Source organism: Mycolicibacterium sp. XJ879 (assembly GCF_053483935.1).
This window is the reverse complement of sequence record NZ_JBEFTH010000009.1, coordinates 42,106-66,100: the sequence shown is the minus strand read 5'-3', so window position 1 is coordinate 66,100 and position 23,995 is coordinate 42,106. Positions and strand designations below refer to the sequence as shown.

Below are 23,995 nucleotides of genomic sequence, written 5' to 3'. Positions count from 1 at the left end.
GGGCTTCATCAGTCACTCCCCCATCATTCCAAAGATTCGATGAGGAAGAATTCGGCCCATGGCTCGCCTCGTTGTCGTCACCACCGGTGGCACCATCGCCGCGGCCGCCGGCGACGACGGCATCAAGCGCCCGGCCCGCAGCGGCGCGGACCTGACCTCGGGCCTCGACGTGGAGGTCGTGGACCTGATGGCCGTCGACAGCTCGCAGCTGACCCCGGCCGACTGGGACCGGATCCGTTCAGCGTTGCCCGCCGAAGCGGCCGGTGTGGTGATCACCCACGGCACCGACACGATGGAGGAGACGGCGCTGTGGTTGGAACTCACCTACGACGGTGCGGTGCCAGTCGTGCTCACCGGCGCCCAACGCAGTGCGGACGCCGCCGACGCCGACGGACCGGCCAACCTGCGTGACGCGCTGACGCTGGCCGCGAGCCCGACGGCGCGCGGTCTGGGCGTCGCGGTGTGCTTCGCGCACACGGTCTGGCAGCCGCTGGCGATGCACAAGGAGACGACCGACGACCTGCAGTGTTTTGCCGGCCGGGCGCTCGGCACCGTCGCCGACGGTGACGTCACGCTGCACGCCTCGAAGGAACGGCCGTACCTCGGTGCGCTGTCGGCGGCCGCCGCCCCGCGGGTCGACATCGTCACCGCCTATCCCGGCGCGGACACGGCGGCGCTGGACGCGTGTGTGGCCGCGGGAGCCCGGGGCATCGTGCTGGAGGCGCTCGGTGCGGGCAACGCCGGGCAAGCGCTGATCGACGGGGTGCGACGGCACTGCGGTGCGGGTGTCGCGGTGGCAGTGACCACGCGCGTCCCCGGCGGGCGGGTGACCGCCAGCTACGGACCCGGCGCCGAACTGGCCGACGCGGGCGCCGTCGTGGTGCCGCGGCTGCGCTCGCCGCAGGCCCGGGTGCTGTTGATGGCGGCGCTGGGCGCCGATTGCCCCATCGCGGATGCCTTCGCCCGCTGGGGTTGATAAAGAGGAGCGGTGACTGTTTGTTGCGCCGCCCTCGCCGCCGCCCTCGTCGGCCTGGTTGTCACCGTGGCACCGGTCGCGGCCGCCCAACCGGCACCCGACCTCGACGTCAAGGACATCCGCGACTACCCGGTTGCCCAGGGCCGGTACAGCACACCCGACGATTTCTATTACGTCTTCTTCAAGACGCCCGACGGCCGCTCCTGCGGAATCGGGCCGAACGGAGGTCCGGTGGGTTGCGACGCCGTGCCGGGCGACGCGCCGCCGGGCACCAACCAGACCGTCGTAAACAGCTGGGCGCCCGCGCAGTACCGCCACTCCGACACCGCCACGTTCACCCGCGACGTCGACGTGCTCCCGGTGGGACAGCGGCTGGAGAACTGGGGTGCCTCGTGCGCGGTCGAAGACGTCGGCTTGGTGCGCTGTGAGACCTACAACTCACACGGGTTCCTTCTGGCAACCGGCTACGGCGAGCTCTGGTAGCGGCTGAGCTCGTCGAGATAGTCCGACCAGTCCAGGCTGTCGACCGGGTTGGCGCGGGTGACGTCGGCGCTGTCGTCGGGAAACGTGCGCGCGACGCCGGGGCCGGTGGCGCGGGTCTCGAACCGCACCGTCATCACACCGTGCCCGGCGCCCTGGATCCAGCCGTGTCCGTGCTCGGTGTGCGTCACGTCGTCGCCGATGCGCCAGGCTACAGCGGTGGCCGCGACGTCGGTCAGCGTGGGCGGCAACTCGGTGTCGGACACCTCTTCTGCGACGAGGTCCAGATCGGGGAACAGTGACTCCTGGCGCACTTCGGACAACCCTGAAAAACCAACGCCGACAAGGCGGATCGGGCCGATCTCGACCGGGTCCAGCAGCAGCCGCCGGGCGGTGGCGATCAACGTGGCGGCGTCGACGGTGGCGTACGGCAGGGTGGCCGAGCGGGTGAGGATGCTCATGTCGGACTTGCGCAGCTTGACCGTGACCGTGCGTGCGCCGCGGCCGTCGCGCTCCAGCCGGGTGTGGGCGTGTTCGCCGATGGTGGCGACCGCCTCGCGCAGCTGATCCAGGGTGATCAGGTCGGCGGGAAAGGTGGATTCGGCGCTGATCTGTTTGGCGGGCGCGTTCTCGGCGACGGGCCGCTCGTCGATGCCCCTGGCGAGCCGGTGCAGTGCAGGACCGACGGTGCCGCCGAGGATGTTGGCGGCTTCGGCGTCGCTCAGCGCGGCGAACGACCCGATGGTCTCGATGCCGAGCCGATGCAGCTTTTCCTCGGCGACGGGCCCGATGCCCCACAGCCGGCGCACCGGCAACCGGTCGAGCAGCGCACGCTCCTCCTCGCGGCGCACCACCCGTACGCCGTCGGGCTTGGCCAGGTCGGAGGCGATCTTGGCGACCTGCTTGCCTGATCCCGCGCCGACGGAGGCCACCAGCCCGGTCTCGTCGAACACCCTGGCTTTCAGTGCCCGGCAGAACGCCTCCACCTCGTCACCCGACGCGCCCGCCAGCTCGGCGGGCTCGCCGAACGCTTCGTCGAACGAAAGCTGTTCCAGCACAGGCACGACGGTGCGCACGGTGTCGAACACCCGGCGGCTCGCGACCCCGTAGACGACACCGCGCGGCGGCAACACCACCGCGGACACGCCGACCAGCCGGCGCGCCTGGTGCATCGGCATCGCCGAGCGGGCGCCGAACACCCGCGACTCGTAGCTCGCGCCCGCCACGACGCCGCGACCGCCGAGCCCGCCCACCAGCACGGGACGCCCGCGCAGGGTGGGCCGGGTCAGCTGCTCGACGGACGCGAAGAATGCGTCCATGTCGAGGTGCAGCACCCAGCGACCGTCCACATCTGCTGATGCTATTGGGGTCGTGTCATCCTGGCGGGGTGGCTACTGATGAAGTCGCGATCACCGACGACACCATTCGGCTCGGCCAGTTTCTCAAGCTCGCCGGGCTGATCGATTCCGGCGCCGACGCCAAGGCCGTCATCGCCAACGGCCTGGTCAGCGTCAACGGCGAAGTCGAGCAACGACGCGGTCGAAAGCTCAGCGCCGGCGACGAGGTATCGCTCGCCGGGCGCACCGCGGTGGTCGTGCGCGCCTAACGCTCACTCCGGGCGCCGAGTGTGGGGTTATGTCACGCAGATTCGCGAAACGCGTATATCTAGGCCACACTCGGCGGCGTGCTCCCAGCGGGGCTAACGCACGCGCGAAAGTTAGCTCTTCTGGCTCTCGTTCCTTCTCCTGAGGCGGAATGGGTAGCCGCCGCCCACAGTCCCCGTCATCCACTCGCCATCCTCGCGCTTCAATGCACCGCTGACCATGTCGAGCCCGGAATCATCCTGTGCGTGAAGTTGCAGACTCGGGTCGGTCTTGATGGTGAAGCTCGTCGCCAACAGCTCGTTGGCGATGAGATCCGACAAGCCGCCGCGCCAACCATCGGGAAAATCTCGAATGGTCAACTCCAGTTCGATGCGGTCGCCGATATCGAGGGCGAAGCGCCGCCGGGCTTCCTGGAACTCGCGAATCATGTCGCGCGCCCAGCCTTCGGCCTCCAGTTCGGGTGTCACGGTCGCGTCCAGCACCACCAGGCCCGCCCCGTCGGGCAGCGCACTAGTGTAGTCGGGATCCGCGGCCACCAGCCGCGAGCTGTACTCCTCGGGCCCAAGCACCGCCGGACCCGCCGTCAGCGTGCCGTCGGCATTCACCACCGCCTCGCCCGCCTTGACCGCCTTGATCGCCGCCTGTACGTCCTTGCCGAGCCGCGGCCCGGCGACCTTGGCGTTGACGGTGAGCTCGAAGCGACCGTACGCCGCGATATCGTCGGTCAGCTCCACCGACTTGACGTTGAGCTCGTCGGCGATCAGGTCGATGAACGGCTGCAGACGTTGCGGGTTCTCCACCGCCACAGTCAGTTTCGGCAGCGGCAGCCGCACCCGCAGCTTCTTGGCCTTGCGCAACGACGAGCCCGCGGAGGCCACCTCCCGAACCAGGTCCATGGTCGCAACCAGGTCGGTGTCGGCGGGCAGCAGATCGGCTTCCGGCCAGTCGGTCAGGTGCACCGACCGCTGGTCCGTCACGCCACGCCAGATCTTCTCCGTGGTCAACGGCAGCAACGGCGCCGCCAACCGGGCGGTGACCTCCAGCACGGTGTGCAGCGTGTCGATCGCGTCGGGGTCTTCCTCCCAGAACCGCGAACGCGACCGCCGCACATACCAATTCGTCAGCGCATCGGTGAACTGGCGCAACTGGTTGCAGGCGCCGGAGATGTCGCAGACATCCAGCGCCTCGGTCAGATCGTCGCGCAACGCGGCGAGCTTGGCCAGGATGTAGCGGTCCAGTACGTGCGTGGAGTCGGTGCGCCAGGTGCCCGTCTTCGGCGCGTACAGGCACAAGAACGTATAGGCGTTCCACAGCGGCAGCAGCACCTGGCGCACGCCGTCGCGGATGCCCTGCTCGGTGACGATAAGGTTGCCACCGCGCAGGATCGGCGACGCCATCAAGAACCAGCGCATCGCGTCGGAACCGTCACGGTCGAACACCTCGGTGACGTCGGGGTAGTTGCGCAGCGACTTGCTCATCTTCTGCCCGTCGTTGCCCAGCACGATCCCGTGTGCCACACAGGTTTTGAACGCTGGCTTGTCGAACAGCGCGGTGGCCAGCACGTGCAGCGTGTAGAACCAGCCGCGGGTCTGGCCGATGTACTCGACGATGAAGTCGCCCGGAAAGTGCGCTTCGACGCGCTGGTCAGAGTCCTCGGCCCCGTCGCCGGCGCTGACCCCGTCGAACCATTTCTGATTCTCGAACGGGTAGTGCACCTGCGCGAACGGCATGGATCCGGAGTCGAACCACACGTCGAGCACATCCTCGATGCGGCGCATGGTCGAGCGGCCGGTGGGGTCGTCGGGGTTGGGCCGGGTCAACTCGTCGATGTAGGGCCGGTGCAGGTCCTTGGGGCGCACCCCGAAATCGCGTTCCAACTCGTCGAGGCTGCCGTAGACGTCGATGCGCGGATATCTTGGATCGTCGGACTTCCACACCGGAATCGGCGTGCCCCAGTAGCGGTTTCGCGAGATCGACCAATCCCGCGCGCCGGCCAGCCACTTGCCGAACTGACCGTCCTTGACGTGTTCGGGATACCAGGTGATGTCCTGGTTCAGCTCTACCATGCGGTCGCGGAAGTCGGTGACCTTGATGAACCACGACGACATCGCGCGGTAGATCAACGGGTTGCGGCACCGCCAGCAGTGCGGATAGGAGTGGTCGTACGTCTCGTGGCGCAGCAGCACCGCGCCATTGACGGCTGCGCCCGCGGCACCGTCCTTCAGATCGCGGATGATCTGCGGGTTGGCGTCGAAGACGTGTTGGCCGGTGTAGTCGGGCACGGTGTCGTCGAACCGGCCCTTGGCGTCGACCGGTGTGACGGCGACGATGCCCGCAGCCTGAGCGGTGGCCATATCGTCCTCGCCGTAGGCCGGTGACATGTGCACGATCCCGGTGCCGTCCTCGGTGCTGACGAACTCGGCGGGTAGCACTTGAAATGCGTTGTGCGCCTTGTCATCATCGACAAAGTACGCAAACGGTGGCAGGTAGCGCGCGCCGAGCAGGTCGCGGCCGGCGACGGTGTCCAGCACCTCGGGCTCCTCGCCGAGTTCGCGCGCGTACGCCGCGAGCCGCGCCTGGGCCAGCAGGTAGCGCCTTCCGTCGGGCCCCTGGACCTGGACATAGGTGACATCCGGATTGACGGCTACGGCCTGGTTGGACGGCAGCGTCCACGGCGTGGTGGTCCAGATCAACAGATAGGCCCCTTCGAACGGGCCGTCGGTGACTCTCAGGCCGACGGTGATCGCGGGGTCCTGCCTGCTCTGGTAGACATCGTCGTCCATGCGCAGCTCATGGCTGGACAACGGGGTCTCGTCGTTCCAGCAGTACGGCAGCACCCGGTTGCCCTCGTAGGCCAGGCCCTTATCCCAGAGCTGTTTGAACGCCCAGATCACCGACTCCATGAAGCCCAGGTCCAGCGTCTTGTAGTCGTTGTCGAAGTCCACCCAGCGCGCCTGGCGGGTGACGTACGCACGCCATTCGTCGGTGTACTTGAGCACCGACGCCCGGCAGGCGTCGTTGAACTTCTCGATGCCCATCTCTTCGATCTGGGCCTTGTCGGTGATGCCGAGCTGGCGCTGCACCTCGAGTTCGGCGGGCAGGCCGTGCGTATCCCAGCCGAACCGGCGCTCGACCTTGTAGCCGCGCATGGTGCGGTAGCGCGGCACGATGTCCTTGACGTACCCGGTGAGCAGGTGCCCGTAGTGCGGCAGGCCGTTGGCGAACGGCGGGCCGTCGTAGAACACGTATTCCGGCGCATCGTCACGTCGGGCGATGCTCGCCCGGAACGTGTCGTCGCGCTCCCAGTAGTCGAGGACGTCGGTTTCGAGCGCCGGGAAGTCCGGCGCTCCGCTGCTCGGCTTCGGATAGGCGGTCACGGTGCTGCGTTGTCTCCTGTGCCACAAGTCCAGGCACGGGGACGACGTCGCGCGATACGCGAGCGCCGCGGTACCACCCCGCTTGCGCACTTGATGTGCGCCACTCACTTCGGGCGATGACGGACCCACCCGTTCGGTTCTACTGGGCTGGCTCAGCTGTTCTTCCGAAGGCTCCCCGGTGATGGCCGGTTCGACGCCGATGACCCGATTCTAATCGTCAGAACGGCGGCAGCGCGTCCGAGGTCATCTCGTAGAGGGCCAGCGGGAACTGCTCGCACAGTTCAGTGATCGTGTGGCCGGTGAACCGGCGGGTGTCGTACCACCAGTCGATGTGGATGTCGCCGTCGGCGCGGTACATCCGGACCTCCAGCAAGTGGCCGAGGGTCGGCGGCGTCTCCTGCACGGGCTGCGCCTCGTCCGGCGCCTCGCCGATGAAGTTGAAGTACACCTCCGAGGGCGCCGACGCGAGGCTTTCGGAGCCTGCCGCCAGCGCGCGGTGCACGCCGGCGAGGACGTCGGTGGCGCTCATCTGGTGCGAGGTCGCGCATACCAGCGGTACGGCGTCGAGCAGCGGTCCGCGCCCACTGGCGACATCCACCGCGACGATGCCCTCACCCAGGGTGCGGGCGATGGTCCGGGTCAGTGCGGCCAGCAGGATCTCGCCCGGGGCCAGACCCAGCCACTCGGTGGCGCCGTCGAGTTCAGCGGTCAACTCGTCGTTCGCCGGGGTGGACACCTTCGCCATCGCGGCCGACGTGTCGGTACTCGCAGCTTCGGCGATGTCGTAGTCGGCGATGCTGACTGTTGCTAGAGCAAAATTGCCGACCGGGTACCCAACCTGTTTTGCGGGCGTGTCCAGAAAAGGAGCAACCATGGGCATCAAGATAGCGGACATGTCCCAAATATGGGAGACCCCTCCCAAAACTGTGACGGCTGTGTCAATTAAAGCAACCTTTTCCTGTTTGCGGTTGGCACTGCCCAAGACCAGGAGATTGGTTTAAGGTGATGGGGTGCCACGCACCGACGAGAACGGCAGACAGCTCAAGGCCTTGCTCGACTATCTCCTTGACGGCGAGGTCGAAGCCAAGGACATCTACGACGCGCTGGGAACGTCGAGCAGCACGTATTACCGGCGCATCAAGGAATCCGACTATCCCAACGCCGAGGAGCTGCGGCGGGTGGCTGAGAGGTTCGATCTCAGCTATCCGGACCTGCAAATCCGATTCGGCCTGATGAGCCGCCAAGAGGTGTGGAGCTACGTCGAGTCTCCCGCTTTCACCGTCACTGCTGTACGCGAAACGAAAGCCACGCGTACGTCGCGACGTCCCAAACTTTCTGAACTCAAGCCACGCAGTGACGCACCCCCGCTCTAGCCCTATACTTTGCTGAGTACACCGCAGTTCTAAGGCGAATCAAATGGCTCTGGCGACACTCATCGTGATCACCCTTTGCTGTATCGCATGGAGCTTGTGGATTCGCCGGGTCACGTGGTCATCACGGTGGGAGTTTGCGGCGACACTGAACATCGCCTTGCAAGGCGGCGCCGTTTTGCTGATGTCGCCGTGGGCGTCCGAGACGGTCGGCGTCGTGCTGCACTCGCTCACCGGCAAATACAATCTCGAGGACTACATTGGCCACGACCTCTACATCGTCGCCGCCTCCGCGGTCGTCTACAACACCCTCGGCCGGCTTCAAGACGACCATGACCTGCAGCGCTCGTTCAAGCAGTACGTCGAGTTACCCGCAACGCTGTGCATCCCGCTGCTGCTGGTGACCTTCACGCTCGGCAACGGCGCCAAGATCTACCGGCCCGACTTCTTCACGGTGCCCACCGACTTCTGGCTCAATATGTACTGGCTGCTGCTGTGCGCCACCCTGATTTACTTGCTGGGCTACGGTGCGCGGGCGCTGATGGTGCTCCGTCAGGACCCGCGCTCCCGGAAGGTCGCCAACATCTACCTCGTCGCGTCCGCCTCGGGGGTGGCTGCGTGCCTGGCCCGGCTCGCCACCGCGTTCATTCCTCAGCTGCAGGCGTGGGACAACGGTTCGGTGCTCGTATGGGTGTTCGCGTGCGGCTGTGGCGCCGGGTTCGCGATCACCTCAGCGGAGTCGTGGCGCAACAAGACCAAGTGGTTCACCAGCGCAAACCACTGACCGCTAACCTGCGACCGGTTTGAGCGCCGGGTAGTACGGCGCGCCGAACCGCGGCACCGTCTCGTAACCGCGCCGCCGCGCCTTGGCGGCGTCGCGCCGGATCAGCGTTCCCAGTGCGGCGAACGTCACCTGGTCGAACACCATTCTGGTGAGCAGCCGGTTGTGCACGAAGCCGAACGACAGTCCCGTCGACGGGTCGGCCCACCCGACCGAACCGGCCAAACCGGCGTGCCCGAAGCCGGGCAGAATTCCCGGCGGGAAGGGCACGGAGTGGTAGCCCAGGTGAAAGCTCAGCGGCACGAAGATGTTGCGGTCCGGCCAGTACACCGGTTTCCCCGTCAGCGCCGCGACGCGCTCCTGGGAGAGGAACTGGGTGTCTTCGATGCGGCCACCGTTGGCGATCGCGCCGTACATCTTGGCCAGCGCCCGAGCGGTGGCCACGCCGTTGGCCGCGGGGATCTCGGAGTCCAGAAACGGTGTGTCGCCCTGTACGACGGCCTTCATGCCCGGGAAGTACATCGAGCCGAACATGCCCGATATGCCCATCGCGGCCACGCGGGGGGCGACGAAGTTGAAGATCGGGTTGGCCATCGTGCCTTGCGGTGCGAGGATCTGCGCGCAACGGGTCGGAGCCTTCGCCGGTGGACGGCCGAGATGCAGCCCGTCGGTGTTGAGCGGCTCGGCGAGTTCCTCGCGGATCAGATCGCGCATCCCCTTGCCGGTGACGGCGCGTCCCAGCCCCGACATCAGCCAGCCGTACGTCAGCGCGTGATACGCCTGATGCCCGTACAGCAGCCGGTTCACCGGCGCGGCCGCGACACGCTTCTCCATCGCCTGGTGGTCGAGCAACTCGGCCCTGGTGCAGCCATTGAGGTGCGACAGCCCGGCGCGGTGCTGCATCACCTCGCGCACGGTGATCGCTTCCTTGCCGTTGGCGCCGAACTCCGGCCAGTACTTGGCCACCGGCCGGTCGTAGTCGATCAGCCCGCGGTCGGCCAGCCGGTGGATGACGGTCGACGCCATGCCTTTGGTGACCGAGAAGACCATGGCGCCGGTGTCGGCGGTCCAGTACTCGGTGCCACGCCGGTCCGCGTAACCCGTCCACACGTCGACGACCGGTTCGCCGTGCAGGTAGACCGCCAGGGCACCGCCGCCGAATCGGCGCCCCGGGAACAGCTGGGAGAAAGCGCGCAGTGAGCATGCGAAGTTCGCGTCGGCTGCGCCCTGGATACCGTGCGGGAGCGCGGCGCTGCGCTCCCCATTATTGACGTACAGCACAATGAATATAATTTACCTGTTAGCCCGGCAAATAAACCAGCCGTTACCCATTTGTTAGGTCAGCCCAGTTCAGCCGCATCGAGTAGCTGTTGCGCAGCAAGCGCTGGGGTCAATTCGCCGGATCTGACCTGGCGCTCGACCTCGGTACGGATCTCCTTTACTGCCGGATGGGACAGCACACGGTCCAGCACGGCGTCGCGCACCATCGACCAGGTCCAGTTGACCTGCTGGTCACGGCGGCGCACCTCGAACTCCCCCGCCTCGGTGAGCACCTGACGATGTTTGAGCACGGTGTCCCACATCTCGGCCAGGCCGACGCCTTCCAGCGCGCTCATCGTCAGCACGGGCGGACGCCAGAGCGTCTCGCGCGGGTAAATCAGCCGGATCGCCTGGGACAGCTCACGGGCGGCCTTTCTGGCCTCCACCGCATGCTCACCGTCGGCCTTGTTCACCACGACGACGTCGGCCAGTTCGAGGACACCTTTCTTGATGCCCTGCAACTGATCTCCGGTGCGCGCGAGGGTCAGGAACACGAATGTGTCCACCATGTCGGCGACCGTCACTTCGGACTGTCCGACGCCGACGGTCTCGACCAGGATGACGTCGAAGCCGGCCGCCTCCAGCAGCACGATGGTCTCGCGGGTCGCCTTGGCGACCCCGCCCAGCGTGCCCGATGTTGGCGACGGGCGGATGTAGGCGTCGGGGTGCACGGCCAGCCGCGCCATCCGGGTCTTGTCGCCGAGAATCGATCCGCCGGTGCGGGTGGACGACGGGTCGACCGCCAGCACCGCGACGCGGTGGCCCTGCTCGATGAGGTACATGCCCAGCGCCTCGATCGTCGTCGACTTGCCGACGCCGGGCACCCCGGTGATCCCGACGCGGATCGCGTCCCCGGCTCTCGGGGTCAGCTCGAGCAGCAGCCGCTGGGCCTGTTCACGGTGGTCGGGTCGGGTGGATTCGACCAGCGTGATCGCCTTGGCCAGCGCGGCGCGGTCGCCATCTGAAATGCCCGACGCAAGCTTCGTGGCGACCATTTAGCTCAGCTGGTATCCCAACCGCTCGGCCAGCTTCTTCAGCAGACCGACCGCGGCGTCGGCGATGACGGTGCCCGGCGGGAAGATCGCCGTGGCACCGGCGGCGTAGAGCTCGTCGAAGTCACCGGGCGGAATGACGCCGCCGACGACGACCATGATGTCGGGCCTGCCGACCTCGGCCAGCGCCTCGCGCAGCGCGGGTACCAGCGTGAGGTGCCCCGCGGCCAGTGAGGAGACGCCGACCACGTGGACGTCGTTGTCGGCGGCTTGCCGGGCCACCTCGTCGGGGGTGGAGAACAGCGAGCCGACGTCGACGTCGAAGCCGATGTCGGCGAACGCGGTGGCAATGACCTTCTGTCCGCGGTCGTGGCCGTCCTGCCCCATCTTGGCCACCAGGATGCGTGGCCGACGGCCGTCGGCCTCGGCGAACTTCTGCACCAACTCGCTCGCGCTTGAGATGTTGCTGACCTTTCCGACTTCGTCGCGGTAGACCCCGGCGATGGTACGGATCTCGGCCTGATGGCGGCCCCAAACCTTCTCCAGCGCGTCAGAAATCTCGCCGACGGTGGCTTTGGCGCGGGCGGCGTCGACGGCGAGCTCCAGCAGGTTGCCTTCTGATTCCGCGGCGCGGCTCAGCGCCGCCAGCGCGGCGTCGACGGCGCCCTGATCACGGTCCGCGCGCAGCTGCTCCAGCTTGGCGAGCTGCTCGGCGCGCACCCTGCTGTTTTCGACCTTGAGCACCTCGATCTCGTGGTCGGTGCCATCGCCGGTGGCAACCTGGTACTTGTTGACGCCGATCACCGGCTGCGCCCCGGAGTCGATGCGGGCCTGAGTGCGTGCGGCGGCCTCCTCGATGCGCAGCTTGGGGATGCCGTCGCTGATCGCCTGCGCCATGCCGCCGTGCTCGTCGACCTCCTGCATATGCTCGCGGACCTTCTCCACCAGCGCCTGGGTCAGCGATTCGACGTAGTAGGAGCCGCCCCACGGGTCGATCGGCCTGGTGGTGCCGGACTCCTGAGCCAACAGCAGCTGCGTGTTGCGGGCGATGCGGGCCGAGAAGTCCGTCGGCAACGCCAGCGCCTCGTCGAGCGCGTTGGTGTGCAGCGATTGGGTGTGGCCCTGGGTGGCCGCCATCGCCTCGATGCAGGTCCGCGCGACGTTGTTGAACGGGTCCTGGGCAGTCAGCGACCAGCCAGACGTCTGCGAGTGCGTACGCAATGACTTGGACTTGGGGTTCTTGGGTTCGAACTGCGCGACGAGCTCACTCCACAGCATCCGCCCGGCGCGCAGCTTGGCCACCTCCATGAAGAAGTTCATGCCGATACCCCAGAAGAACGACAGCCGCGGTGCGAACTTGTCGATGTCCAGCCCGGCGTCCAGCCCCGCCTTGATGTACTCGACTCCGTCGGCCAGCGTGTAGGCCAGCTCCAAATCCGCTGTGGCACCGGCCTCTTGGATGTGGTAGCCCGAAATCGATATCGAGTTGAACTTCGGCATCTTCGCGCTGGTGTAGCCGAAGATGTCGGAGATGATCCGCATCGAGGCCTTCGGCGGATAGATGTAGGTGTTGCGGACCATGAACTCCTTGAGGATGTCGTTCTGGATGGTCCCCGCCAGTTTCTCCGGCGGCACACCCTGCTCCTCGGCGGCCACCACATACAGCGCCAGGATGGGCAGCACCGCGCCGTTCATCGTCATCGACACCGACACCGTCGACAGGTCGATGCCGTCGAAGAGCTGTCGCATGTCCAGGATCGAATCGATTGCCACGCCGGCCATTCCGACGTCACCCTGCACCCGGGGATGGTCGCTGTCATAGCCGCGGTGGGTGGCCAGATCGAACGCCACCGACAAACCCTTCTGGCCGGCGGCCAGGTTGCGCCGGTAGAACGCGTTGGATTCCGCGGCGGTGGAGAACCCGGCGTACTGGCGGATGGTCCAGGGCTGGTTGACGTACATGGTCGGATACGGCCCGCGGATGTAGGGCGGTTCCCCTGGGAAGGTGTCCAGCGGGTAGCCGGCCGCGACGGCGGTGTCCCGGTCGGCGCCGACGTAGACCGGTTTGACGTCGACGCCCTCCGGGGTGATCCAGGTCAGTTGCTCGGCGGCGTAACCGTGGGCAGCGGCCGCGGCTTCGACATGGGCCGCGACGTCGGTCGGCGTCGGCGGCGGCGGTGTCTGCTCGCCGCGCAACGGCACGTCGGCGAAGCTCGCGATATCCGTCCCGGCGACATCGTTGACAGTCATCTCAGGCCCCCAATCTGGTGAGCAGGTCCGACAACACGCTGACCGCGTCGATCTTCGTTGTCAGGTAGCCGTCCGGTTTCGAATCCGCTTCGGCGACCGCCTTTTCCGGTCCGGCCAGCAGTACGTGCTCGACACCTGAGCGGTGCGCCGCATCGACGGCGGCCGACGCCTCGGTCGCATAGCGGGCGTCGGTGCCGCAGATCACCGCCACCTTCGCCGGGTCGGCCCCGTCTGCGTCGGTCACGGCCTCGATACCGCCGGAGGCCAACAGGTTCGTCGCGAACGTCGCCCGGATGTTGTGTTCGGCGAGCGGACCCAGCGGCAGCAACCGCACCTGGGGCCTGGCGCCGGTGCGCTCCAGGAACGCGTCGCTGCGGTCCCGCAGCGCTTCGAACCCGGCCGCGTAGCGGGCCACGCCGGGCAACGTCTCCCCCGGTGGCAGCGGCGGTTCACCGAGGTTCGGATATTCGTTGACACCGGTGATCGCGGTGCGGCGGTGGCCGATGTCGGCCGCGCGCCGCTCGGCCACCGCGGTGATCTGTTCGACGACGTAGTCGCGGGCCGTCTGGAAACCGCCGCGGGATTCGATGTCCTGAAACTGTTTCCACGCCTGCTCGGCCAGTTGCTCAGTGAGGTCTTCGACGTGCCAGGAGCCCCCCGCCGGGTCCATTACCCGGCCGACATGGGACTCCTCGATAAGCAGCAGCTGCGTGTTTCTGGCGATGCGGCGCGCGAAACTGGCTGCGGTGCCAGGAAATCCGCCGACGATCGCGACGTCGAACGGATGCACCAGCACGGTGTCGGCGCCGCCGACGCCCGCGGAGAAGGCGGCCAGCGTGGTGCGCAACATGTTCACCCACGGGTCGCGTTTGGCCATCATCGGCAACGACGTCACCGCGTGCAGCGTCGCCGCCCCAGCTTCGGCCAGATTGCCGGCACCGCCGGCGGTCGGCGCGCCGACGACCTCAGCCACCCGCGCCCACAGCAGCCGCGCCGCACGCATCTTCGCGATCGTCATGAACTGGTCATCGTCGGCGGCCAGCCGGAAGCTGATCTGGCGCACCGCATCGACTCCGCCGACGCCGCCGTTGCCAAGCAGCCGCAGGTACGTCACCGCCGCCGCAATACTGCCCGCCAGCTCCCACGATGCGTTGGCGCCGATGTTGTGGAACGCCGGGCCGTCGACCGTGATGGCCCGCACGTGTCCGTCGTGGCCGGTGACCTTGGCCGCGGTCTGCACGACGTCGGCAATGTCGGGCGCGGGTCGGCCGCTGACTGCGGCGGTCAGCGGATCGGCACCCAGGTCCAGCGACAACCGCGCGCGTTGGTCGTCGTCGAAATCGGTCAGCAGAGCAAGAATTGCTTCGGCGGCGGAGACGTAGTCGCTTCCCGCGTCCAGCACCACCGGGACCAGGTCCAGGAATACGCCGTCTAGCAGCTGGTCCAGTTCGGCCGCGGGTACCCCGCCCGGTCCGCCGATGTTGAGTACCAGGCTGCTGACACCTTCGGTCAGCGCGAGCAGCAGGGCGCCGTTCTGCTCACCGGCCGCCGCGGTCGAGCCGTTGGCGGGGAAGGCCTCGGCGACCTTCCAGCCCGCCTTGACGTCCCGCAGCGCGTCGCCGCCGCGTACGTAGGGCCACTGGCCGGGCAGCGGATGCTCGGCGACGCTGTCGAGGCTGGTGTACAACGGCCGGATCGGGAAGCCCTCGTAGGTCGGCGAGTCCAGCAGCCGTTCAGGTTCGGCGGGCAGATCGGCAGGGTCCCGCTTGGTGCTCTTCGCCAACACCCCGGCCACCGCCGAGCGCCAACGCTGGACATCGGCTTCGATCGCAGTGGATTTCTGCACGCCATCAGGCTAATTGATCACCCTGGAGCGGTTGTTCGCCGGGCAGGCGACTCCCCGCGCCGCTGAGCGCCGATACCGGGCGGAGTTCCGTACTCTTAGTAGGCGTGAACACAGTCGTCAGCACCCTGCGCGCGGTCCGCGCGGCGGTGATCGTCACGGCTACCAGCGTGCCCCGGCGACGCATCGCCACGATCGTCGCCGCGATTGTGATCCTCATCGCAGTTGCGCTGCTCGTGCCGCTGCCGACCGCGATTCAACTGCGCGACTGGGCCACCTCGGTCGGCCCGTGGTTCCCGCTGGCGTTTCTGGGCGCGCACATCGTGGCGACGGTCTTCCCGTTTCCGCGCACGGTCTTCACGTTGACCGCCGGGTTGCTCTTCGGCCCGGCGCTGGGCATCCCGCTGGCGGTGGCGGCGGCCACCGTCAGCGCCCTGATCGCGTTGCTGTTGGTCCGCGCAGTCGGGTGGCAGCTGGCCCGCGTTGTGCGCCATCCACGCATCGACTTGCTGGACGCGCGGCTACGCCAACGCGGTTGGCCGACCGTGGTGTCCATGCGGTTGATCCCCGCCGTGCCGTTCTCGGTGCTGAACTACGCCGCGGGTGCCTCTGCGGTGCGGGCGCTGCCCTACACACTGGCCACCCTGGTCGGACTGCTCCCAGGCACCGCGGCCGTGGTCATCCTCGGCGACGCGCTCACCGGCAATGTCAACCCGCTGCTGGTGTTGGTGTCGGCGTGCACCGCCAGTGTCGGCATCGCCGGTTTGGTATACGAACTCCGCGCACACCGCCGCCACCATCCGATGAAAGTGGCTCCTCCTGTGGCACAGGCGATCTCGACCGAAGGTGAATTTGCCGCTGACCCGCTGTGACCTGCGTTATCGGCAACCGTTAGGCTGGTTAAGCGGTGAAAAGCGAGGATGATTCGAGCGTTGGCCGGCGCGGCCAGCTTGCCCTCCGCACGATTCTTGGTCCCGCCGCAGTGTTCCCGCCCGCGTAACCGGTGCTCTTTTACGTGTCGACGTTGGGAGCACTACTACAGGAGGAGGTTGAAGTGTCCCGGCCACCTGGCCTTCAAGACAACGCGGAATTGGTGTTGCGCGAACAAAGTTACGGCGATGACCCGTTAGCTGATCGCGAAACCGATCTGTACCGAGGCGAATACGTGATGAGCTTTGTCGAGAAGTGGGACGAGCTGATCGACTGGGAGGCGCGCGCTCAGTCCGAGGGACAGTTCTTCATCGACGTGCTGCGGGCGCGCAACAAGCAGACTGTGCTCGACGTCGCGACCGGCACCGGATTTCATTCCGTGCGTCTCACGGAGGCGGGCTTCGACGTCACCAGCGCCGACGGCTCGGCGGCGATGCTGGCCAAAGCGTTCGAGAACGGCCAACGCCGCGGGCTGATCCTCAAGACGGTGCAGGCCGATTGGCGACAGTTGAACCGAGGCATCCAGGGCAAGTACGACGCGATCATCTGCCTCGGTAACTCGTTCACCCACCTGCACGAAGAGCAGGACCGGCGGCGCGCGCTGGCCGAGTTCTACGCCGCGCTGCGCCACGACGGGATCCTGATCCTGGACCAGCGCAATTACGACGAGATGCTCGACAACGGCTTCTCGTCGAAGCACAAGTACTACTACTGCGGTGATCAGGTGTCCGCCGAACCCGAGCACATCGACGACGGGTTGGCCCGCTTCAACTACGAGTTCCCAGACGGCGCCAAGTACACGCTGAACATGTACCCGTTGCGCAAGAACTACGTTCGGCGCCTGATGCGCGAGGCCGGGTTCGAACGGGTCCGCACCTACGGCGACTTCCAGGAGACCTACCAGGAGAACGAGCCCGACTTCTTCATCCACATCGCCGAGAAGTCGGTGGTCGAAGATGCGACGGTGACCACCCGCGCGGACGCTGAGGCCTATTACGACAGCGACGACGCCGACGCGTTCTACTCGATGATCTGGGGCGGCGAAGACATCCACGTCGGCTGCTACGAGAACAGCCGCGATATCCGGGCCGCCAGCGTGGAGACCGTCGACCGGATGATCGGGCGGCTGCCGCATCTGGAACCCGGCAGCAACGTGCTCGATCTGGGCTCCGGTTACGGAGGTTCGGCACGGCGCCTGGTCGCCACGCGCGGCTGCACGGTGACGTGTCTGAACATCTCCGAAACCCAGAACGACGCCAACCGCGCCAAGAACGTTGCGGCCGGACTCGCCGACCGCATCCGCGTCGTGCACGGCAGCTTCGACGACATCCCCGCACCGGACAACACGTTCGACGTCGTATGGTCCCAGGACGCGATCCTGCACGCGTCGGACCGCCGCAAAGTGCTCAGCGAGGCGTTTCGGGTGCTCAAACCGGGCGGGGAGATGATCTTCACCGACCCGATGCAGGCCGACGACGTGCCCGACGGCGTTCTGCAGCCGGTCTACGACCGGCTCAACCTGCCCGACCTGGGATCCATGCGGTTCTACCAGCAGGCCGCACTGGCACTCGGGTTCGAGGTGGTCGAGCAGATCGACCTGGTGCACAACCTGCGGACCCACTACGACCGGGTGCATTCCGAACTCGAGGCCCGCCGCGACGAGCTCGAACAGCAGTCGTCGAAGGCCTACCTCGACAAGATGATGGTCGGCCTGCGCAACTGGGTGCAGGCCGCCGACGAGGGCCACCTCGCGTGGGGGATCCAGCGGTTCCGCAAGCCTGCCCAGTAGGACCTGGCGGTCGCCGGCTCAGCGTTCGGGCTGGCTGCTCGACGACCGATCCAGTTGCGGCGCAGGGTAACCCGGTTGCTGCACCGGGATGCGGGCTTCCGCCTCGGCCTTGGCGACGGCCTGCGCGATGGCCGGGTCGGTCTCGGTGGAGAACCAGTCGGCCACTTCGTCGGAGTCGTCCTCGGGTTTGGGCAGATCGTCCTCGACCGGCGAGGGGGTGTACCGGAACACGCCGTCGTCGCCGGGCGCGCCGAGTTGCTTCGCGAAGCCCTGCAGCGCGGCGCCGAAATCGCTGGGCACCAGCCACACCTTGTTGGCCTCCCCCTTGGCCATCTGCGGCAGGGTCTGCAGGTACTGGTAGGCCAGCAGCTCAGGGGTCGGACGGCCGGCCTTGATCGCGGCGAACGTCTTCTCGATCGCCTTGGCCTGGCCCTGGGCCTGCAGATACTGGGCGGCGCGCTCACCTTGCGCCCGCAGCATCCGCGACTGCCGATCGGCCTCCGCCGCCAGGATCGCTGCTTGTTTGGCGCCCTCGGCGGCCAGGATCTGCGCCTGCTTCTGCCCTTCGGCCTGTTTGATCGCCGACTCGCGTTGGCCCTCGGCGGTCAGGATCATCGCGCGCTTCTCCCGGTCGGCGCGCATCTGCTTTTCCATCGAATCCTGGATCGAGGGCGGCGGATCGATGGCGCGCAGCTCCACCCGCGCCACTCGGAGCCCCCACCGGTTGGTGGCTTCATCGAGTACTCCGCGCAGTGCGGTGTTGATCTGGTCGCGCGAGGTCAGCGTCTGCTCCAGGGTCATGCCACCGACCAGGTTGCGCAGCGTCGTCGTGGTCAGCTGCTCCACGCCGACGATGTAGTTGCTGATCTGGTAGACCGCGGCCTGCGGGTTGGTGACCTGGAAGTAGACCACCGTGTCGATCGCGACCGTGAGGTTGTCCTCGGTGATCACCGGTTGCGGCGGAAACGACACCACCCGTTCGCGCAGGTCCACCCTGGCGCGGATCCTGTCGACGAACGGCACCAGCAGTGTCAGCTGGCCGCTGACCGTGCGGCTGTAGCGGCCCAGCCGCTCGATGACCGCGGCCTCCGCCTGCGGAATCAGCGCGATCGACTTGGCGACGATGATGGCGGCGAACACCACCAACGCGGCGAGGAGGATCAAACCGGCAACGGCACCGTCCATGGTGGTTCCTTCTTTCGTGCCCCTAGTCGAGCCTGTGGACGACGGCGGTGGCGCCGTCGATGTGCACCACGGTCACGTGGTCGCCCTGTTCATACACATCGTCTGCGTTCAGGGGGCGTGCGGTCCAGACCTCACCCTCGAGCTTGACCTGCCCTTCGTGGCGCGCCACCCGGTCGAGCACCAGCGCGCTCTTGCCCTCCAGCGCCTTGACCGGCTCGGACAGGCCCCGACCGGACTGGAAGTGTCTGCGCAGTGCCGGCCGGACCAGCACCAGCAGCAGCACCGACACGACTGCGAACACCGCGCCGTGGACCCACAGCTCATCGAAGATGAGGCTGGAGCCCGCCGCGGCCAACGCGCCGCCGCCCAGCATGAGCAGGAACATGTCGCCGGTCAGCGCCTCGGCACCGGCGAGGGCCAGCGCGGCGACAAGCCAGATCAATGCAACGGGCATACCGCCAGCCTAGCGCGGGTCCGCGATACGCCCCTGCGAACAACTACACTGCGACCATCATGTGGTGTCCCAGTGTCTCGTTGTCGGTGTGGGCCAACGCCTGGCTCGCAGGCGCGGCCGCTCCCGACGATCTCCTCGACGCGTTATCGCTTTGGGCACCAAAGCATTCCGTTCTCGCCTATGATTCCGTCGCCGCCGGCCGCACGGGCCTGCCGTGGCCGGATCTAGTCGATGCGGGCGCGGTCTCGATGCTTCAGACGTTGCGCACCGCGTCGGGCACGACGTCGACTCCTCCGGTGGCGCTTGCGTTGCCGGTCCCCGGCGACGTGCGTGGTCTACCGGCCGGAACCCAGTTCCAGCGCGACGCGGTGACCGCCGGGGAGGCCGTCATCGTCACCGGTGACGGCACCGAGGCCGTCGGGTTGGTGCCCGATTTCGAGTACCCGGAGCTTGCCGACCTCGAGGACGACGCCGACGAGGATGCGTATCCGTGCGCGATCGCGTGGACCGTCTACTCGGTGCCCGCCGTTGCGCCCGCGGCGATGCCGGATCTCGGGGACGCCGAGTACGAGTTGCGCTCCGCGGTGCGTTCGGCGGCGGAGGCGTTGGCCACGTTGCGCGCGGGCGCCGCCGAGTTGGACGTGGACGACCCGCGCGGGCTGGTGGCCCAGGTGCTGGAATCCGAGCGTCGACACCGGCTCCCCGACCATGCGCCGACCCGGGCGCTTCGGGTGCTCGAGAACGCGGCACAGGTCGACGCGATCATCACCGTGAGCGCAGGGCTGATTCCGATCGGCCTGCACAGCTCCTCGGAGCTACGGCTGGCCTCCGATGTGCTGCAGCCGCTTTCGGCCGTGGTGCGTTCGGCGCGGTTGGCTGCAGTCACCGCGATCCTGCACTCCGCGTGGCGTAACTAACCCTCGCAGTTGGGTGTGCACACCACCCCGTCGACCGAATATCCCTGCAGCGGAGGCGGGTTCGCCGTAGTGACGCGGGAAGGTTCGCGTCCGGTACGCAGCTCGTCGAACAGGTCGGCGGCCACCCGCGCGAGGTCGGCGTTGGGGGTGGCGGCCCGTGCGAACGCGATGCCGGCGTCCTGGGCCTGCAATCTCAGCTCGTGGTCCAGATCCCACACCACCTCGATGTGGTCGGCGACGAAGCCGATGGGACATACGATCACCGCCGTCGTGCCGCCGTCGGCGAGCTCGGTGAGGTGGTCGGCCGCATCGGGTTCCAGCCACGGCACCTGCGGTGGACCGGAGCGTGATTGCCACACCTGGTCGTAGTCGTCGTAGCCCGCCGCGGTCGCGACCAACCGGGCGGCGTGGGCGACCTGGCGTGGGTAAAGGTCCGGTCCGCAACGGGATCGGGCCGACAGGGGGATCGAGTGCGCGGTGAACACCAGCCGCGCGCCGTCGGGCACGGTCTGCGCGGCGGCGGTGACCGCGTCGGCGAACATCTGCACGAACAGCGGATGATCGTAGTACTGGCGCAGTTTGACCAGATGCGGCGCGCGCTCACCCGCGGCCGCACGGGCCCGTGCGATGTCCTCGACGTACTGGGTGCAGCTGGAGTAGCCGCCCCACGCCGACGTGGCGAACACCGCCGCGCGTCGAACGCCGTCGTCGGCCATCGCGGCGACGGTGTCTTCGACGTACGGCTGCCAGTTGCGGTTGCCGTAATAGACCGGCACGTCGATGAGCTCACGCAATTGCTCGATCAGCGCGCGGTTGATCCTGTTGATCGGCGACACTCCGCCGAAGTGAAGGTAGTGCTCGGCGACGTCGGCCAGCCGCTCCCGCGGGATGTTGCGGCCCTTGGTGACGTTCTCCAGGAACGGCATCACGTCGGCCTGACCCTCCGGCCCGCCGAACGACAGCAGCAGGACGGCGTCAACGGCCGAGTCGACCATCGCTTACAGCAACTGCGTGCTGGCGCCGCCGTCGGCGTAGATCACCGTACCGGTGGTGGCGGGCAGCCAGTCTGAGAGCAGGGCGCACACCGTCTTGGCGACCGGGGTCGGGTCCTTCATGTCCCAGCCGACGGGTGCGCGCTGGTCCCAGCCCTCCTCGAGCAGCCGCATCTGCTCACCGGCTTCCTCGCCCAACGCGCCGCCGACGATCGCGCTCATCGCCAACGTGCGAATCGGGCCTGCCGCAACGAGATTGGACCGCACACCGTGGTGGCCTGCCTCGCGCGCGACGAACCGGTTGACCGACTCCAGCGCGCTCTTGGCCACCGTCATCCAGTTGTAGGCGGGCATCGCGCGGGTGGGGTCGAAGTTCATGCCGACGATGCTGCCGCCGCGGTTCATGATCGGCAGCGTCGCCTTGGCCAGCGAGGCGTACGAATAGGCGGAGATGTGGATGCCCTTGGAGACGTCCTCGTAGGGCGCGTCGAAGAACGGGTTGATGCCCATCCCCGACTGCGGCATGAACCCGATCGAGTGCACCACGCCGTCGAGTTTGTTGCCGTCACCGATCGCCTCGGTGATCCGGTCGGCGAGCGTGTCGAGGTGCTTCTCGTCCTGCACGTCGAGTTCGAGTAGCGGCGCCTCCTTCGGCAACCGGTCGGCGATGCGCCGGATGAGCTTCATCCGGTCGAATCCGGTCAGCACCACTTCGGCGCCGGCTTCCTGTGCCACCCGCGCGATGTGGAATGCGATCGAGGAGTCCGTGATGATCCCCGTGACGAGTATGCGTTTGCCGTCCAGAAGCCCTGCCATGTCTGTCCTTATCTCTTAGTGGCCCATGCCCATGCCGCCGTCGACCGGGATCACCGCGCCGGCAATGTAAGACGCGTCCTCGGACGCCAGGAAGCTGACCGCGCCGGCCACCTCCGCTGCGGTGCCGACCCGTTTGGCCGGGATGAAGTCCAGCGCCCCGGCCTGAATCCGTTCGTCGAGCGCGCGGGTCATCTCGGTGTCGATGTAGCCGGGGGCCACCACGTTGGCGGTGACGCCCGCCTTCGACAGCTCACGGGAGATCGAGCGGGCCATGCCGATCAGGCCGGCCTTGGCGGCCGCGTAGTTGGACTGGTTGCCGATGCCCCACATGCCCGACACCGACCCGATGAAGATGATCCGGCCGAAACGTTTGCGCTGCATGCTGCGGGACGCACGCTGGGCCACCCGGAACGCGCCGGTGAGGTTGGCGTTGATGACCTCTTCGAACCGCTCCTCGGTCATCCGGATGAGGAAGGCGTCCTTGGAGATGCCGGCGTTGGAGACCAGCACCTCGACCGGGCCCTGATGGTCTTCGACCTCCGTGAACGCGCGGTCGACGGCGGCGCTGTCGGTGACGTCGCACTCGACGGCGAACAGGTTCTCGTCGGGCACACCCGAACCGCGGTGCGTGACGGCCACCTTGTGCCCGTCGGCGGCCAGCCGTTGCGCGATCGTCAACCCGATCCCCCGGTTACCACCGGTGACCAGCACCGAACGGGACACGAACGCCGGACGGGCGCCGGGCGTCTGGCTGGCCGATTCACCTGTTTCAGTCTCGGTCATGCCCGCCAACCTAACGTGCGAGCTGCGGTTGACTGAAATCACTGGGCCGGTGCCGCCATCGAAACCGACGTTTGGGCGAAGTTGGCACAGATGGGCGCGGGGGTCACAGCGGCAGCCGACGGTTGATCAACAGGCTCGCCACCGCCGCGACGGCGGCCACCAGAGCGGCCAACCGCAACCAGCCCGTGGTGGCCTCGCCGCGGACGGTCTCATAGCCGATCTGATCCTGAAGCGTGTCGTAGACCTTGTTGAGCTCGTCGAGGTTGGCCGCGGTGTAGGGCTCGCCCCCGGAGAGTTCGGCGATGCGCTTCAACATCGCGTCGTCGACGGGCACCGGCACTCGCTCACCGTTGACCTCGACCGAACCGTTGGCGGTGCCGAACGAGATCGTCGAGATCGGCACGCCCTGGTCTTTGGCGGCCCGGGCCGCGGTGTAGGCGCCCTTGGGGTTGTCCGGGTTGTTCGGCGAGGTCTCCTTACCATCGGAGAACAACACGATGTGCGCGGGCGGCGGGGTGTCGCCGCCGCCGATCACCGCGCCGACGGTCGAAATCGACGACAGCGCGGTGAAAATCGCCTCACCGGTGGCGGTGCGGTCGGCCACCTGCAAATTTTCGATGGCGCGCCGGCTGGCGTCGCGGTTGGTGGTCGGCGAGACCAGCACCGTGGCAGTGCCGGCATAGGCGATCACGCCAAGGTTGATGCCCGGGGTGAGTTCGTCGACGAAGTTCTTCGACGCTTCCTGCGCGGCCGCCAGGCGGCTGGGTTCGACGTCGGTGGCCTTCATCGACTGCGACACGTCCATGACGAGCATCACGACCGCGCGGTTGCGCGGAAGCCGCTGATCGTGGGTGGGCCCGGCAAGCGCAACCGTGCACAGCAGCAACGCGATTCCCAGCAGCGCTACCGGAACATGCCGCCACGGGCTCGGCCGTTTCGGCGCGACGCTGTCGAGCAGCTCGGTGTTGGCGAACTGCTGCAGCCGCCGGCGCCTGGCGAGTTGGGTGATGACGTAGAAGCCGGCCAGGCCCAGCACGACGGCCAGGAACAGCACGAACCACCAGATGTGTTGGAAGCCTGTGAGCGATACCGGTCCCAGCATCGGAAGGGTCATGTCAAGGTCGTCCCTGTCTTCG

21 protein-coding genes are annotated in these 23,995 nt (G+C 67.4%); 8 read left to right on the top strand and 13 right to left on the bottom strand.

The features are described 5' to 3' along the window. The first annotated feature begins 58 nt into the window (after positions 1-58). Positions 59-976 carry an asparaginase gene (locus tag ABQF13_RS19220; RefSeq protein ID WP_448394375.1) on the top strand — a complete coding sequence of 306 codons (918 nt, stop codon included), beginning with the start codon at positions 59-61 and terminating at the stop codon, positions 974-976. A 12-nt stretch (positions 977-988) separates the two neighbouring features. Then, a complete protein-coding gene (locus ABQF13_RS19215; RefSeq protein ID WP_448394374.1) occupies positions 989-1,459 on the top strand; it encodes a hypothetical protein in 471 nt (156 codons plus the stop codon). Here ABQF13_RS19215 and ABQF13_RS19210 read toward each other — a convergent pair. Then, complete coding sequence (locus ABQF13_RS19210) at positions 1,441-2,805, bottom strand: DNA polymerase IV (protein ID WP_448394373.1); 1,365 nt, start codon at positions 2,803-2,805, stop codon at positions 1,441-1,443. The genes ABQF13_RS19215 and ABQF13_RS19210 overlap by 19 nt on opposite strands. Positions 2,806-2,843: 38 nt before the next feature. Between ABQF13_RS19210 and ABQF13_RS19205 the strand changes: the two genes are divergently transcribed. Further along, positions 2,844-3,062 (top strand): RNA-binding S4 domain-containing protein, encoded by a 219-nt coding sequence (locus tag ABQF13_RS19205; RefSeq protein WP_448394372.1) that lies wholly within the window; start codon positions 2,844-2,846, stop codon positions 3,060-3,062. 111 nt (positions 3,063-3,173) lie between these two features. On the opposite strand, the gene ileS is transcribed toward ABQF13_RS19205, so the two are convergent. Further along, positions 3,174-6,437 (bottom strand): isoleucine--tRNA ligase, encoded by a 3,264-nt coding sequence (ileS, locus tag ABQF13_RS19200; protein ID WP_448394371.1) that lies wholly within the window; start codon positions 6,435-6,437, stop codon positions 3,174-3,176. Positions 6,438-6,654: 217 nt separating this feature from the next. Continuing rightward, the gene (locus tag ABQF13_RS19195; protein WP_448394370.1) at positions 6,655-7,311 is read right to left on the bottom strand and encodes a hypothetical protein; all 657 of its coding nucleotides are present in this window, start codon (positions 7,309-7,311) and stop codon (positions 6,655-6,657) included. Between the two features lie 136 nt (positions 7,312-7,447). Between ABQF13_RS19195 and ABQF13_RS19190 the strand changes: the two genes are divergently transcribed. Continuing rightward, on the top strand, positions 7,448-7,810 hold the full coding sequence (locus tag ABQF13_RS19190) for an XRE family transcriptional regulator (RefSeq protein ID WP_448394369.1): 363 nt from the start codon (positions 7,448-7,450) through the stop codon (positions 7,808-7,810). A gap of 43 nt (positions 7,811-7,853) precedes the next feature. Further along, entirely contained in the window at positions 7,854-8,591 is a 738-nt protein-coding gene (locus ABQF13_RS19185) for a hypothetical protein (protein WP_448394368.1), read from the top strand. Positions 8,592-8,594: 3 nt separating this feature from the next. Here the strand turns inward: ABQF13_RS19185 and lipL are convergent, their stop codons facing one another. Genes lipL through mutA form a run of 4 tightly spaced genes read right to left on the bottom strand, consistent with a single transcriptional unit; the run spans position 8,595 to position 14,996 of the window. Further along, positions 8,595-9,869, bottom strand: a complete 1,275-nt coding sequence (gene lipL / locus ABQF13_RS19180; RefSeq protein WP_448394367.1) for an esterase/beta-lactamase LipL — start codon at positions 9,867-9,869, stop codon at positions 8,595-8,597. A 59-nt stretch (positions 9,870-9,928) separates the two neighbouring features. Beyond that, positions 9,929-10,903, bottom strand: coding sequence for a methylmalonyl Co-A mutase-associated GTPase MeaB (gene meaB / locus ABQF13_RS19175; protein WP_448394366.1), 975 nt, complete (start codon positions 10,901-10,903; stop codon positions 9,929-9,931). Next, the gene (gene scpA / locus ABQF13_RS19170; protein ID WP_448394365.1) at positions 10,904-13,150 is read right to left on the bottom strand and encodes a methylmalonyl-CoA mutase; all 2,247 of its coding nucleotides are present in this window, start codon (positions 13,148-13,150) and stop codon (positions 10,904-10,906) included. 1 nt (position 13,151) lies between these two features. Further along, the gene (mutA, locus tag ABQF13_RS19165; protein WP_448394364.1) at positions 13,152-14,996 is read right to left on the bottom strand and encodes a methylmalonyl-CoA mutase small subunit; all 1,845 of its coding nucleotides are present in this window, start codon (positions 14,994-14,996) and stop codon (positions 13,152-13,154) included. Positions 14,997-15,100: 104 nt separating this feature from the next. Between mutA and ABQF13_RS19160 the strand changes: the two genes are divergently transcribed. Both ABQF13_RS19160 and ABQF13_RS19155 read left to right on the top strand, forming a co-directional pair. Beyond that, a complete protein-coding gene (locus ABQF13_RS19160; protein ID WP_448394363.1) occupies positions 15,101-15,865 on the top strand; it encodes a TVP38/TMEM64 family protein in 765 nt (254 codons plus the stop codon). 182 nt (positions 15,866-16,047) lie between these two features. Continuing rightward, on the top strand, positions 16,048-17,712 hold the full coding sequence (locus ABQF13_RS19155; RefSeq protein WP_448394362.1) for a glycine/sarcosine N-methyltransferase: 1,665 nt from the start codon (positions 16,048-16,050) through the stop codon (positions 17,710-17,712). A gap of 18 nt (positions 17,713-17,730) precedes the next feature. On the opposite strand, the gene ABQF13_RS19150 is transcribed toward ABQF13_RS19155, so the two are convergent. Together ABQF13_RS19150 and ABQF13_RS19145 are read right to left on the bottom strand one after the other, a co-directional pair. Beyond that, entirely contained in the window at positions 17,731-18,897 is a 1,167-nt protein-coding gene (locus ABQF13_RS19150) for an SPFH domain-containing protein (RefSeq protein WP_448394361.1), read from the bottom strand. A gap of 22 nt (positions 18,898-18,919) precedes the next feature. Further along, the gene (locus tag ABQF13_RS19145; RefSeq protein WP_448394360.1) at positions 18,920-19,351 is read right to left on the bottom strand and encodes an NfeD family protein; all 432 of its coding nucleotides are present in this window, start codon (positions 19,349-19,351) and stop codon (positions 18,920-18,922) included. A gap of 59 nt (positions 19,352-19,410) precedes the next feature. Between ABQF13_RS19145 and ABQF13_RS19140 the strand changes: the two genes are divergently transcribed. Next, positions 19,411-20,268, top strand: coding sequence for an Rv1486c family protein (locus ABQF13_RS19140; protein ID WP_448394359.1), 858 nt, complete (start codon positions 19,411-19,413; stop codon positions 20,266-20,268). Here ABQF13_RS19140 and ABQF13_RS19135 read toward each other — a convergent pair. The 4 genes from ABQF13_RS19135 to ABQF13_RS19120 all read right to left on the bottom strand — a co-directional run bounded on the left by ABQF13_RS19135 (position 20,265) and on the right by ABQF13_RS19120 (position 23,973). Next, positions 20,265-21,263 (bottom strand): ferrochelatase, encoded by a 999-nt coding sequence (locus tag ABQF13_RS19135; RefSeq protein ID WP_448394358.1) that lies wholly within the window; start codon positions 21,261-21,263, stop codon positions 20,265-20,267. The genes ABQF13_RS19140 and ABQF13_RS19135 overlap by 4 nt on opposite strands. A gap of 3 nt (positions 21,264-21,266) precedes the next feature. Then, the gene (inhA, locus tag ABQF13_RS19130; RefSeq protein ID WP_448394357.1) at positions 21,267-22,076 is read right to left on the bottom strand and encodes an NADH-dependent enoyl-ACP reductase InhA; all 810 of its coding nucleotides are present in this window, start codon (positions 22,074-22,076) and stop codon (positions 21,267-21,269) included. A gap of 15 nt (positions 22,077-22,091) precedes the next feature. Next, the gene (fabG, locus tag ABQF13_RS19125) at positions 22,092-22,859 is read right to left on the bottom strand and encodes a 3-oxoacyl-ACP reductase FabG (protein WP_448394356.1); all 768 of its coding nucleotides are present in this window, start codon (positions 22,857-22,859) and stop codon (positions 22,092-22,094) included. A gap of 103 nt (positions 22,860-22,962) precedes the next feature. Beyond that, positions 22,963-23,973, bottom strand: coding sequence for a VWA domain-containing protein (locus ABQF13_RS19120; RefSeq protein WP_448394355.1), 1,011 nt, complete (start codon positions 23,971-23,973; stop codon positions 22,963-22,965). Between the last annotated feature and the right edge of the window lie 22 nt (positions 23,974-23,995).

Coding starts and splice junctions, on each gene's coding strand:
- ABQF13_RS19220 (WP_448394375.1), top strand. CDS start 59: ATGGCTCGCCTCGTTGTCGTCACCACCGGTGGCACCATCGCCGCGGCC.
- ABQF13_RS19195 (WP_448394370.1), bottom strand. CDS start 7,311: ATGGTTGCTCCTTTTCTGGACACGCCCGCAAAACAGGTTGGGTACCCG.
- ABQF13_RS19185 (WP_448394368.1), top strand. CDS start 7,854: ATGGCTCTGGCGACACTCATCGTGATCACCCTTTGCTGTATCGCATGG.
- meaB (WP_448394366.1), bottom strand. CDS start 10,903: ATGGTCGCCACGAAGCTTGCGTCGGGCATTTCAGATGGCGACCGCGCC.
- scpA (WP_448394365.1), bottom strand. CDS start 13,150: ATGACTGTCAACGATGTCGCCGGGACGGATATCGCGAGCTTCGCCGAC.
- ABQF13_RS19150 (WP_448394361.1), bottom strand. CDS start 18,897: ATGGACGGTGCCGTTGCCGGTTTGATCCTCCTCGCCGCGTTGGTGGTG.
- ABQF13_RS19145 (WP_448394360.1), bottom strand. CDS start 19,351: ATGCCCGTTGCATTGATCTGGCTTGTCGCCGCGCTGGCCCTCGCCGGT.
- ABQF13_RS19140 (WP_448394359.1), top strand. CDS start 19,411: ATGTGGTGTCCCAGTGTCTCGTTGTCGGTGTGGGCCAACGCCTGGCTC.
- ABQF13_RS19135 (WP_448394358.1), bottom strand. CDS start 21,263: ATGGTCGACTCGGCCGTTGACGCCGTCCTGCTGCTGTCGTTCGGCGGG.
- inhA (WP_448394357.1), bottom strand. CDS start 22,076: ATGGCAGGGCTTCTGGACGGCAAACGCATACTCGTCACGGGGATCATC.
- fabG (WP_448394356.1), bottom strand. CDS start 22,859: ATGACCGAGACTGAAACAGGTGAATCGGCCAGCCAGACGCCCGGCGCC.
- ABQF13_RS19120 (WP_448394355.1), bottom strand. CDS start 23,973: ATGACCCTTCCGATGCTGGGACCGGTATCGCTCACAGGCTTCCAACAC.